We start from the raw sequence: 12,460 nt of genomic DNA, 5'->3' as shown, positions 1-12,460 counted from the left end.
TCAGTCCGCCCGGACGCGGCGTCAACCCACTCGGACGCGGCGTCAGCCCGCGTAGAAGAAGGACCGCGGCTTGTCGATCAGCGGGGCCTCCCGCCACTGGTTGTTGACCAGGCGGTAGGCCTTGACCTCGCTCGGCTTGCCGTCCGCCTGCTTGACCTCGGCCATCGCGAGCACCGGCGGCGCCTGGGTCAGGCTGTCCCCCCGGGACTCGGAGGCCGCGACGGTCATCATGCTCTCGGCACTCTGCAGCTGGGTGTCCGTGCTCTGCGACCCGTCGGTGCTGATGAAGTAGAGCTGCTGGGTCCGGTCGGCCTCCTTGCCCAGCACCAGCAGCTGGTCGGTCTCCGCCCAGGACACCGAGGCGACGTCGGTGAGCGTGGGGGCCGCCCGGCGCAGCCCGGTGATCTTCACCGTCGGCGCCTGCGGGGTGCCGCCGTGCACCACCAGGCCGAACATCAGCGAGCGGATGGCCAGACCCGGGGTCTTGACCACCAGGGCGACCCGGACACCGTCCGAGGAGATCTTCAGCGACTGCACGGTCTGCCCGGTCAGGCCCTCGACCGGCACGGTGTACGGCTTGTTGCCGCGCACCATCACCACCCGCTGCCCCTGCTGGTTGCGGTCCACCACCCAGAGGTCGCCGCGGCCGTCCCAGCTGGGCGAGGCGAAGCCGTCCTCCTTGTCGCCGGACTTCGCCGGCGAGCTGAGCACCGGATCGCCCAGGGTCACCGCGGCGTCCGCCAGCGGCACCGAGTAGACCTGGTGGCCGTCCTCACTGATCGCGGCGGCCTGGACACCGCCCCGGCTGACCGCGATGGCGCCGAGCGGCGGCTTGGTGTTCGACTGCGGTCGGCCGAGGACGCCGTGGACCGGGTCGCCGGGGCGCCCCTCGTCGGTCGACACCAGGGCGCCGTCGGCGCGCTGGTAGTACTGGGTCGCGGGCGTCGGCCCGGCCAGGGCACCGGGGCCGGTGGCCGGCACGTCGGTGCGGCTGGCGGTGCAGGAGCCGCGCTGCCCCTTCAGTTCCAGCCGCTCGACCTGGCCCTTGCCCTGGTCGGCGAGGGTGTAGAAGAGCTGGGTCGCCATCCGTCGGCAGGCCATCGGCTCGCCGAGGTCCGCCGCGCCGAGCTGCACGTGGGCGACCCGGCTGTCGTCGATGGTCACCCGGTCGACCTTGGCGCCGCTCGGGAAGGCCGTCCGGACCACCGGCGAGAGCCAGGTCGAGGGCCCGTCGGCCACCGCTTGGGCGGCCGAGGTCAGCGGGTCTATTCGGCGCCGCAGGTAGATCGGGTCGGCGACCAGCACCTCCTGGCCGACGTTGCCGGAGGCCACCGCGGACGGGTCCGGCGCGGTGTAGAAGAACCGCTCGACCTGCCGGAAGCTGTTCCGGAAGTTGGTCTCGTTCATGATCACGCCGGGCGGCAGCTTGTCGATCCGCCACTCGCCGTCCTTCTCCCGGACGAAGGTGAAGTCGGAGGAGACGTTGTTGTTCTGCCCGGCCACCGGCAGGTAGGAGTGCTTCTCGTCGACGCCGGCGACCAACTGTCCGCTCACCGTCACGGTCACCGGGGCCAGGGTGTCGGCGTCGGTGACGTCCTGACCGCTGGGGATGGTCGTGGACGAGAGCACCCGGATCCCGGCGTCCGGCTTCCAGGCCGCGGCGGCGCTCTCGGTGAGGTACTTGCGCGCGGTCTCGTACCCCTCGTCGGCGGTCACCGCGTCCAGGAACCCGGTCAGCAGCTCGTGCGGCTTGGCGCCCTTGCCGGGTGCCACCGGGTAGACCCTGGCCTGCAGGTTCTTGTCCGCCGAGCCCTGGCCCAGCTCCACCCTGGTGATGCCGCCGGAGTCCGGCATGGCCGCGCAGCCGCTCGCCATCAGGGCGAGCAGCGCGCCGGTCACCGCGAGGAGCCGCGGCTCAGTCCTCTTGCTCGTCCCTCGCACGCTGCGACCCCTCCACGTCCGTCCCACCCGTCACGTCCGGCTCCGCCGTCCGCTGTGCCACCGACGGCCGTCCGGGCGTCGGGTCCACCATGACCTGGGCGCCGGTCGCCCCGTAACCGGCTCCCGCCGTCCGCACGTCCGAGGGGTCCGAACGCGGGCCCTCGGGCATTCGACTCCGGCCGAGGCCGGGGCCGATGTTCAGCACCCCGCCGAGCCCGCTGCCGAGACCGGCGCCGACGCCGACGCCGTCCGGCGCCTCCGCGGGCTCCTCGGTGGCGGTCAGCGCCGTCGAGCCGACCGGGCTGATCGCCCGCCGGTACGGCGTGCCGTACGTGCCCAGGCCCCGGTTGTTGCGGGAGTCCTCCGGTTCCAACCGGAACGGCGCCCGGGAGATGTCGCCGCCGCGGGTGCGCGGCAGGGTGAGCCGGAAGTGCGAGCCCCCGCCGGGCTCGCCCCAGGCCTGGAGCCAGCCGCCGTGCAGGTGGGCGTCCTCGACGGCGATGGACAGGCCGAGGCCGGTGCCGCCGGTGGTCCGCACCCGGGACGGGTCGGCCCGCCAGAAGCGGTGGAACACCCGGGACGCCTCGCCGGGCTTGAGGCCGATGCCGTAGTCGCGCACGCCGACCGCGACCGCGCCGTCCGCCGAGCCCAGCCGGACCACCACGTCGCGGCCCTCGCCGTGCTCCAGCGCGTTGACCACCAGGTTGCGCAGGATGCGCTCGATCCGGCGGGAGTCCACCTCGGCGAGCACCGGCTCGCCGTCGCCGCGGATCACGATGGTGCTGCCCTTGGCCTGCGCCAGCGGATCGGCGGCCTCCACCACGCGGCCGACGATCTCCCGCAGGTCGACCGGCTCGGCGTCCAGGATCGCGGCTCCGGCGTCGAAGCGGCTGATCTCCAGCAGGTCCGCGAGCAGCGACTCGAAGCGGTCCAGCTGGCCCTGCAGCAGCTCCGCCGAGCGGGCCGCCATCGGGTCCAGGTCCTCGCGGCTGTCGTAGATGAGGTCGGCGGCCATCCGGACCGTGGTCAGCGGGGTGCGCAGCTCGTGCGAGACGTCCGAGACGAAGCGCCGCTGCACCCGGGACAGCTCCTCCAACTGGCGGATCTGCGCCTGCAGGGCGTTGGCCATCCGGTTGAAGGATTCCCCGAGGCGGGCGATGTCGTCCGTCCCGGTCACCTTCATCCGCTCTTCCAGGCGTCCGTCGGCGAGCCGCTCGGAGATCCCGGCGGCCATCCGGACCGGGGTGACCACCTGGCGCACCACGACCCAGGCGATGCCGCCCATCAGGATCACCACGAACACGCCGGCGGTCGCCAGGGTGCCGGTGACCAGGTTGAGGGTGTCGGTCTCCTGGCCGAAGGAGAACACGTAGAACATCTGGTAGCTGTACCCGGCCGGGCCGCTGAACTGCATGCCGAGGGCCAGCCCGGGCTCGGACTTCCCGCCGCTCTCGGGCGAGCGGTGGATCCGGGTCGGCTGGTCGAACATCTGGCCGGGCTCGGAGTCGAGCTTGGCCCGCAGGGTGTCCGGGATGCTGCTGGGCTGGATGTCGCCCGAGTAGCGCGGCGCGAAGCCGCCGGTGTCCGGGACGACGGCGCCGGTGCCGGGGGCCATCGCGATCACCGAGTAGACGGTCTGCCCGCTCCCGGCCAGGTCGTTGACCTGGCGCAGCAGCCAGGTGCCGGTCTCGTCGACGGTCGGGTCCGCGGTGCCCCGCAGTTTCTGGTCCCTGGCCTCGTCGATCTTCTTCTGCTCGACCTGGAAGCCGATCCTGGCCTGCGCCCGGGCGGCGTCCATCTTGGTGTCGAGCAGGCCGGTGCGCACCTGCGCCACGACGACCACGCCCAGCACCAGGACCACCGCGATGGATGCCAGCAGTGACACGGCGACCACGCGCAGCTGGATCGACCGGTGGTACAGCGCGGCCGCCCGGCGGGCGGGACGGCGCAGCTGACGCTTCGCCAGTCCGACCATGCCGGCCGGGCCGCGCCGGCGGCGGGTGGTCGAACTCAGCACGTCCCCGCGCACGGCCCCGGCCCCGTCGGTCGCGGTACCCGACGGGGTCTCGTCAGCCCGGTCCGTCACGTCAGCTGGGTCCGGCCTTGTAGCCGACGCCGCGGACGGTCACCACGATCTCGGGGCGCTCCGGGTCCTTCTCGATCTTGGACCGGAGGCGCTGCACATGGACGTTGACCAGGCGGGTGTCCGCCGCGTGGCGGTAGCCCCAGACCTGCTCCAGCAGCACCTCGCGGGTGAACACCTGCCAGGGCTTGCGGGCCAGCGCGACCAGCAAGTCGAACTCCAGCGGGGTCAGCGGGATGCCCCGGCCGTCCCGCTTCACCGAGTGGCCGGCCACGTCGATCACCAGGTCGCCGATGGTCAGCTGCTCGGGCGTCGGCTCCTCGGCACGGCGCAGTCGGGCCCGCACCCGGGCCACCAGTTCCTTGGGCTTGAACGGCTTGGTGACGTAGTCGTCGGCACCCGACTCCAGGCCCACCACGACGTCGACCGTGTCGGTCTTCGCGGTCAGCATGACGATCGGGATGCCGGACTCGGCCCGGATCTGTCGACACACGTCGATGCCGTCCCGGCCGGGCAGCATCAGGTCGAGCAGGACCAGGTCGGGCTTGGTCTCCCGGAACGCGGCTAGTGCCTTGTCTCCATCCGCGACGAAAAACGGCTCAAAACCCTCACCACGCAGCACGATGCCGAGCATCTCGGCCAGTGCGGAGTCGTCATCAACGACGAGGACGCGTCCCTTCATGCGTCCATCCTCTCATTACCGGATTGTGACCTGCCGCACAGCAGTGCCAATGCGCCAGAACGGCCAACTCCACCGACCGGCTAATTCCGGCCATACCGGGCGAATGACCCCCGTCCGAGCACCTCCGAACCGTCCGCGGCCCGCCGCCCGACCCGCCGCGGCCCCCCGTTGCCGATCAGCAACCGGATCCCCATGGGGCCTGCTCCGGCCCCATGGCACGATTGGCGCTGCGCGCGGGCGGAAGATCCGTCCGGAGCCGCGCCCACGACGCCCCTTCGAGGAGCAGTGATGACCGACACTCCGGGCTGGGCCTCGCCCGGCTCGTCCGAGCCACCCCGCGACGGCGTCCGGCCCCCGGTCGACGCGTCCGCCGCCGTGCCCGGACCGTCGGCACCACCGCAGGCCACCCCCGGCTGGACCGACCAGGCCCAGCAGGGCCAGCAGGCTCAGTACGACCAGTACGGCCGGCCGCAGCGGGGGCAGCAGCCCCCCGGCGGCCACCGCCCGTACGGCTGGGGCGCGCCGCAGAGCCCCAAGCCGGGCGTCATCCCGCTGCGCCCGCTCGGAGTCGGCGAGTTGCTCGACGGCGCCGTCAGTACTGTCCGCCGACAGTGGCGGACGGTCCTCGCCCTCTCGCTCGGCATCGCCGTGGTCGCCCAGGGCGGGGCCGTCCTGGTGGACCTCCTCGTCAAGGGCAAGACCGGCGCCGCCACCCAGACCCTGCGACTGCTGGCCGCCCTGCCGCTGCAACTGCTGCTCGACGTGCTCGCCGCCGCGCTGCTCACCATCGTCGTGAGCCGCGCCGTCCTCGGCCGCTCCGCGACCGCCGGGGAGGCCTGGCGCGACGCCCGGCCGCGGATGCTGCAGCTGCTCGGACTCACCGTGCTCACCGTCCTGATGGGCCCCGGTGTGGCCCTGCTCGGCTTCGCCCCGCTGATCGGTTACAGCGCCGGCGGCGCCAACGAGCCCGCGACCACCGGACTGCTGTTCCTCGTCGGCCTGCTGGCCCTGCCGGTGGCCGCCTGGCTGTGGGTCCGCTTCGGCCTGGCCGCCCCCGCGCTGATGCTGGAGAAGCAGGGCGTGGTCACCGCGCTGTCGCGCTCGCGGCGCCTGGTCCGCGGTTCCTGGTGGCGGGTCTTCGGCATCACCCTGGTGAGCAAGCTGCTGTCGCTGGTCGTCGCGGTGGTCATCGCCGTCCCGTTCCGCTTCATCGGCGTACTGCTGGGCTTCGAGAGCCTCGACAGCCAGGGTCTGGGCGACACGACCCAGCAGGGCGCCTGGATGGTGGCCGTCATGGCCGTCGCCGGGATCATCGCCGGCACCCTCACCACTCCCTTCATGGCCGCCGTCGGCGTGCTGGTCTACGTCGACCAGCGGATCCGCCGCGAGGCCCTGGACATCGAGCTCGCCCGCGCCGCCGGACTGCCCGAGTACGGCGGCACCGGCTGGGGCGAGCAGGCCGACCAGACGCCGGCGAGGCGCTGAGCCGCATGCCTAGCTGGGGGGACAGGCTTCTCGCCGCGAGCGGCGCCCCGGTCACCGTCCCGCGCGATCCCGCGCGCGACGCCGCCCGGGACGAGCTGCTCAACGCCGAGTACCACAAGCACGACCCGTCGATCCTGCAACGCGCCACGGACTGGTTCTGGGACCGCATATCGGGCGCGCTCGACAGCATCTCCGGCGGCGGCACCGACGGCACCACCGGCCTGGTGCTCTTCCTGATCGTCGCCGTGCTGATCGCCGCCGCCCTCTGGTGGCGCCTTGGCGCGCCCCGACGCGCCGCCCGCACCATCGGCGACGTGTACGGCGTCGAGGGTCCGCGCAGCGCCGCGCAGTACCGGGCGGACGCCGCCGAGCACGCCGCCGCCGGGCGCTGGGCCGAGGCCGTCCGCGAGCAGATGCGCGCCCTGGTACGGGGCCTGGAGGAGCGCACCCTGCTCGACTCCCGCCCCGGCCGCACCGCCGACGAGGCCGCCGCCGAGGCCGGCCGGGCGCTGCCCGAGCACGCCGCCGCGCTGTCCGCGGCCGCCCGGACCTTCGACGACATCGCGTACGGCGAACGCGCCGCCGACCAGGCCGCGTACCGGCTGCTGCACGAGCTCGACCGGACGCTGGAACGCTCCCGCCCGGTCCTCGCGCCGAACCCGGCGGCGGCTGCCCCGGTCTCGGCTCCGACTCCGACTCCGGCTCCGGCCTCTACTCCGGCCTCGGCTTCGCCCCCGGCCTCGGGAGGAACGGCATGACCGCCACCGTCCCCGCGCCGCCGCCCGTGGCCGAGGCGCCCTCCGGCGCCGCCCCGACCAGCCTCGCCCCCACCCCGCGCGGCCTGTGGCGCCGGGCCCGCTGGTACCTGGCCTTCCTCACCGCCCTGCTGATCGGCGCCGTCGCCGTGACCTCCCTCGGCCAGGACCACCGCTACCCGCCGCTCGACCCCCGCTCATACGACCGCAACGGCGCCCACGCCGTCGTCGCGCTGCTCGAACACCAGGGCCTCAAGGCCGAGTTCACCACCGACCCGACCGCCGGCCCGGCCGGCCCCGACACCCTCGTGCTGCCCGAACCCGATCTGCTCGACCCCGCCCAGCTGCGCGCCATCGCGGCCGCCCGGCACCGGCGGCTCGTCCTGATCACCCCGGGCCCGGCCGCCCTCTCGGCGCTCGCCCCCGGCATCCGGCTGTCCGAGGAGGACGGCGGTCTGCCGTACGCCACCGTCCGCAGCGCCCCCGCGGACTGCTCGCTCATCGAGGCCGCCCGGGCCGGCAGCGCCCACCTGGGCGGCATGCTCTACACCAGCGGCAGCCGCGGCGAGGGCTGCTACCCGCGCGGCCACGGCTACCCGCTGGTCTCCACCCCGGTCGACGGCGGCGAGGTCATCGTGCTCGGCAGCGGCGCCTTCCTGCAGAACGAGCAGCTCGCCAAGGACGGCGACGCCTCCCTCGCGCTCGGCCTGCTCGGCTCGCAGCCCCGCCTCACCTGGCACCTGCCGGACTACTCCGCCCCACTCGCCGAGGACACCCGCCCCAAGAGCTTCGACGCCTTCATCCCGAGCCGCTGGCACTGGGCCTACTACCAGCTCGTCGTCGCCGCCGTACTCGCCGCCCTCTGGCGCGGCCGCCGGCTCGGCCCGGTGGTCAGCGAGGACCTGCCCGTGGTGGTACGCGCGTCCGAGACCACCGAGGGCCGCGCCCGCCTCTACCGGCGGGCCAAGGCCCGCGGCCGCGCCGCCGAGGCCCTGCGCCGCGCCGCCTCCCACCGTCTCGCCCCGGCCCTGGGCGTCCCGCTCCAGGCCGGCGTGCCCGACCCCGAAGCGTTCTGCGCGGCCGTGGCCGACCGGCTCCCCGACCGGCCCGCCGGGGACGTCCGGGCCCTGCTGTACGGCCCGCCCCCGACCGACGACGCCGCGCTGCTGCGGCTCGCCGACGACCTCGACACCCTCGAAAGGCAGGTCCGGAACCCGTGACCGACCAGGCAACCGCCCAGCTCCGCGCCGTTCCCGGCACGGCGACCGCCACCCCCGGCAGCACCGACCCGCGGGCGGCGCTGACCGCTCTGCGCGCCGAGATCGGCAAGGCCGTGGTCGGCCAGGACGCCGCCGTCACCGGGCTGGTGGTCGCGCTCCTGTGCGGCGGCCACGTGCTGCTGGAGGGCGTCCCCGGCGTCGCCAAGACCCTGCTGATCCGCACCCTCTCCACCGCGCTCAGCCTGGAGACCAAGCGCATCCAGTTCACCCCCGACCTGATGCCCGGCGACGTCACCGGCTCGCTCGTCTACGACGCCCGCACCGCCGAGTTCTCCTTCCAGCCCGGCCCGGTCTTCACCAACCTGCTGCTCGCCGACGAGATCAACCGCACCCCTCCGAAGACCCAGGCCGCCCTGCTGGAGGCCATGGAGGAGCGCCAGGTCACGGTGGACGGCGAGCCGCGCGCGCTGCCGGTGCCGTTCATGGTCGCCGCGACCCAGAACCCGGTCGAGTACGAGGGCACCTACCCGCTGCCCGAGGCCCAGCTGGACCGCTTCCTGCTCAAGCTGGTCCTGCCGCTGCCCGACCGTGACCAGGAGTTCCAGGTCCTCTCCCGACACGCCGCCGGCTTCGACCCCCGCGACCTCGCCGCGGCCGGCGTCCGCCCGGTCGCCGGGCCCGAGCACCTCGCCGCCGCCCGCGCGCAGATCGCCAAGCTGACCGTCTCCCCCGACGTCCTCGCCTACATCGTCGACCTCTGCCGGGCCACCCGGCAGTCCCCGTCGCTGTCCATCGGCGTCTCCCCGCGCGGCGCCACCGCCCTGCTCGCCGCCTCGCGGGCCTGGGCCTGGCTGGCGGGCCGCGACTACGTCACCCCGGACGACGTCAAGGCGCTCGCCCTGCCCACCCTGCGGCACCGGGTCGCGCTGCGCGCCGAGGCCGAGATGGAGGGCGTCACCGCCGACTCCGTCATCCAGGCCGTCCTCGCCCAGACGCCCGCACCCCGCTGATCCACCCGATCCGCCCGATCCAGCCGATCCGCCGCCCGCTTCCCGTCGCCCGCTGTCCGTCGCCCGTTGGCGTCGCGGGTCTGCGGACGACGGGTCTCCGAAGGAGCGCACCGCATGGCCCTCACCGGGCGAACCGCCCTGCTCGCCGCGCTCGGCGCGCTCGTCGTGGGCCTGCTGCTGCCGTCGGCGGCCGGGATCTGGCTGGTCACCGGCGCGGTCCTGCTCGCCGTCGTGGCCGACCTGGTGCTCGCCGCCCCCGTCCGCGGCCTGCGGTTCGAGCGGGGCGGCGACACCACCGTCCGGCTGGGCGAGCCCGCCTCGGTCGAGCTGACCGTCACCAACCCGTCCGGACACCTCCTCCGGGCCCTGGTCCGGGACGCCTGGGCCCCGTCCGCCTGGCGCCCCGGCACCGCCGAGGCCGCCTCCCGGCACACCCTGACCATCCCGGGCGGCGAACGGCGCCGGACCGTCACCGTGCTCACCCCGACCCGCCGCGGCGACCACCACGCCCACCGGGTGACGGTCCGCTCGCTCGGCCCGCTCGGCCTGGCCGCCCGCCAGGGCTCGCACCTGGTCCCCTGGACGGTCCGGGCGCTCCCCCCGTTCGCCAGCCGCAAGCACCTGCCCTCCCGGCTCGCCCGCCTGCGCGAACTCGACGGCCGCACCTCGGTGTTGACCCGCGGCCAGGGCACCGAGTTCGACGCCCTGCGCGAGTACCTGCCCGGCGACGACGTCCGCTCCATCGACTGGCGCGCCAGCGCCCGCCGCAACACCGTCGCCGTCCGCACCTGGCGCCCCGAACGCGACCGGCACATCCTCGTCGTCCTCGACACCGGCCGCACCTCGGCCGGCCGCGTCGGCGACGCCCCCCGCCTGGACGCCGCCCTCGACGCGGCCCTGCTGCTGACCGCCCTCGCCACCCGCGCCGGGGACCGCGTCGACCTGCTCGCCCACGACGCCCACAAGCGCGTCGCCGTGGCCGGCAGCTCGGCCCACGAGGTGCTGCCCGCCTTCACCAACGCGATGGCCGGCCTGGAACCCGCGCTGCACGAGACCGACATGCGCTCGCTGGTCTCCACCGCCCTCAAGATGGCGCCGCACCGCTCGCTGATCGTCCTGCTCACCGGCCTCGACGCGGCCCCGGTCGAGGACGGCCTGCGCCCGCTGCTGCCGCTGCTCACCAAGCGCCACGAGGTCGTCCTCGCCTCCGTCGCCGACCCGCAGCTGGACTTCCTCGCCGCTGGCCGCGGCACCGTCGAGGCGGTCTACGGCGCCGCGGCCGCCGAGCAGACCCGCGCCGACCGCCGCGCCACCGCCGAGCGCCTCACCCGCCACGGCGTCACCGTCCTCGACGCCCCGCCCGCGCGGATCGCCCCGGCCCTGGCCGACACCTACCTGGCGCTGAAGGCGGCCGGCCGCCTCTGACCCGCTCGCCCCGGCCGGCACTCTCAGCGTCACTGACGGGCATCCAACCCGGCGTTGAGCCGGGCCGCCTGACGCGTCAGATGGTCGCGCTCGGCGAGGTTGGACGCCTTGTGCGCCGCCTCGACGTACAGCCGCGCCGCCGTCCCCGGGTCACCGTCACGCTCGTGGAGGTACGCCGCCACCGCGGCGTGGCGGGGCAGCGAGTCGTCCAGCTCGGCGAGCGCCGCCAGCCCGGCGCGCGGACCGTCCGCCTCACCGACCGCCACCGCGCGGTTGAGCCGGACGACCGGGCTGTCGGTCAGCCGCACGAGCTCGTCGTACCACTCGACGATCTGCACCCAGTCCGTCTCCTCGGCGGTCTGCGCGTCGGCGTGCAGCGCCGCGACGGCGGCCTGGGCCTGGAACTCGCCCAGCCGGTCGCGGGCGAGGGCCGCCTGCAGGATCTCGACGCCCTCCGCGATCAACCCGGTGTCCCACCTGCCGCGGTCCTGCTCGGCCAGCGGCACCAGAGCGCCGTCGGCCGCGATCCGGCCGGCCCGCCGGGCGTGGTGCAGCAGCATGAGGGCCAGCAGCCCCGCCACCTCGGGGTGGTCGATCGCGGCCGCGAGCTGCCGGGTGAGCCGGATGGCCTCGGCGGCGAGGTCGACGTCCCCGGCGTAGCCCTCGTTGAACACCAGGTAGAGGACGCGCAGCACGGTGGAGAGGTCACCGGGCCGGTCGAGCCGCACACCGGAGACGGTGCGCTTGGCCCGGCTGATCGGCTGGGCCATGGTCGCCTCCGGCACCAGATAGGCCTCGGCGATCTGGCGGGTGGTCAGACCGCCCACGGCCCGCAGGGTGAGCGCGACCGCGGACGACGGCGTCAACGACGGGTGGGCACACAGGAAGTAGAGCCGGAGCGTGTCGTCCGCCTCCGCCGCGGGCCCCGGCTCCGGCTCCTGGTCGACCAGGTCCTCACGCCGACGGCGAGCGGTGTCCGACCGGGCCGCGTCGAGGAACTTACGCCAGGCCACCGTGACCAGCCAGCCCTTCGGATCCCGCGGCTGGTCGACCGGCCAGACGCGGACCGCCTCCACCAGCGCCTCCTGCACGGCGTCCTCGGCCGCCGCGAAGTCTGCTCCGCGGCGGACGAGGATCCCGAGCACGCTCGGCGTGAGGCTCCGAAGCAGGGCCTCGTTCATCGGGAGGTCACTCCGTGATGGTCGGCGGCGCGGCCAGGAACGGACGCAGCTCCAGCCACTCGTGGATCGGCTTCCCGCCCGCCCCGGGCGCGGCCGACAGCTCCCCGGCCAGCTCGACGGCGCGCTCGTAGCTGTCGACGTCGATCACCATCCAGCCGGCGATGAGGTCCTTGGTCTCCGCGAACGGGCCGTCGGTGACCGGCGGGCGGCCCTCGCCGTCGTACCGGACCCACGTCCCCTCGGCCGCGACCGCCTGGCCGTCGACGAACTCGCCGGTCTTCTCCAGCCGGGCCGCGAAGTCCTGCATGTACCGGATGTGCGCGGAGATCTCCTCCTGCGTCCACTGGTCCATCGGCGTGCAGTTCACCGCAGCCGGGGCGCCTCGGTAGTGCTTGAGCAGCAGGTACTTGGCCATCGTGCTTCTCCCTCGGTGCTGTTGCGACCCATTGTGGTCGCGTTCACCCCGGGGACGGAGCCCGCCACGGGTTCTCGACACCGCCGGCCAAGATTTTTTGGCCCATCCCTCCGGACCCTCGTGGCTCTTGTGCCCCTCGTGACTCTCGTGGATGGGCCCGGAAATGCAAAGAACCCCCATCCGGGATCCGGATGGGGGTTCTTCTGAAAGATTGTTCGGCGGCGTCCTACTCTCCCACAGGGTCCCCCCTGCAGTACCATCGG

Annotated in this window: 10 protein-coding genes; 5 read left to right on the top strand and 5 right to left on the bottom strand. The window is 74.3% G+C overall.

The features are described from left to right. Positions 1–42 precede the first annotated feature (42 nt). The 3 genes from ACZ52J_RS19660 to mtrA form a co-directional block, all read right to left on the bottom strand. Positions 43–1,941: an LpqB family beta-propeller domain-containing protein gene (locus ACZ52J_RS19660; protein WP_465620312.1), complete on the bottom strand. Its 1,899-nt coding sequence runs from the start codon at positions 1,939–1,941 to the stop codon at positions 43–45. Further along, positions 1,916–3,916: an MtrAB system histidine kinase MtrB gene (gene mtrB / locus ACZ52J_RS19655; RefSeq protein ID WP_360497224.1), complete on the bottom strand. Its 2,001-nt coding sequence runs from the start codon at positions 3,914–3,916 to the stop codon at positions 1,916–1,918. The genes ACZ52J_RS19660 and mtrB overlap by 26 nt, the downstream gene beginning before the upstream one ends. Positions 3,917–4,028: 112 nt before the next feature. Further along, on the bottom strand, positions 4,029–4,706 hold the full coding sequence (gene mtrA / locus ACZ52J_RS19650; protein WP_030061806.1) for an MtrAB system response regulator MtrA: 678 nt from the start codon (positions 4,704–4,706) through the stop codon (positions 4,029–4,031). Between the two features lie 288 nt (positions 4,707–4,994). Between mtrA and ACZ52J_RS19645 the strand changes: the two genes are divergently transcribed. From ACZ52J_RS19645 to ACZ52J_RS19625, 5 genes are all read left to right on the top strand, one after another. Then, positions 4,995–6,191 (top strand): DUF7847 domain-containing protein, encoded by a 1,197-nt coding sequence (locus ACZ52J_RS19645; RefSeq protein ID WP_465620310.1) that lies wholly within the window; start codon positions 4,995–4,997, stop codon positions 6,189–6,191. A 5-nt stretch (positions 6,192–6,196) separates the two neighbouring features. Further along, a complete protein-coding gene (locus ACZ52J_RS19640) occupies positions 6,197–6,949 on the top strand; it encodes a DUF4129 domain-containing protein (protein ID WP_465620308.1) in 753 nt (250 codons plus the stop codon). Further along, positions 6,946–8,166, top strand: coding sequence for a DUF4350 domain-containing protein (locus ACZ52J_RS19635; RefSeq protein WP_465620306.1), 1,221 nt, complete (start codon positions 6,946–6,948; stop codon positions 8,164–8,166). The genes ACZ52J_RS19640 and ACZ52J_RS19635 overlap by 4 nt, the downstream gene beginning before the upstream one ends. Further along, complete coding sequence (locus ACZ52J_RS19630; protein WP_465620305.1) at positions 8,163–9,176, top strand: AAA family ATPase; 1,014 nt, start codon at positions 8,163–8,165, stop codon at positions 9,174–9,176. Before ACZ52J_RS19635 ends, ACZ52J_RS19630 begins: the two co-directional genes overlap by 4 nt. Positions 9,177–9,290: 114 nt before the next feature. After that, entirely contained in the window at positions 9,291–10,601 is a 1,311-nt protein-coding gene (locus ACZ52J_RS19625; protein ID WP_465620303.1) for a DUF58 domain-containing protein, read from the top strand. A gap of 29 nt (positions 10,602–10,630) precedes the next feature. Here ACZ52J_RS19625 and ACZ52J_RS19620 read toward each other — a convergent pair whose 3' ends face one another. Further along, on the bottom strand, positions 10,631–11,782 hold the full coding sequence (locus ACZ52J_RS19620; RefSeq protein WP_465620301.1) for an RNA polymerase sigma factor: 1,152 nt from the start codon (positions 11,780–11,782) through the stop codon (positions 10,631–10,633). A gap of 7 nt (positions 11,783–11,789) precedes the next feature. Further along, positions 11,790–12,197: a YciI family protein gene (locus ACZ52J_RS19615; RefSeq protein WP_360496693.1), complete on the bottom strand. Its 408-nt coding sequence runs from the start codon at positions 12,195–12,197 to the stop codon at positions 11,790–11,792. Positions 12,198–12,460: the final 263 nt, after the last annotated feature.

The sequence above is a fragment of the Kitasatospora sp. NPDC034035 genome (assembly GCF_055575755.1).
The sequence above is the reverse complement of the archived record's forward strand: the minus strand, read 5'-3'. Positions and strand labels throughout refer to the sequence as shown.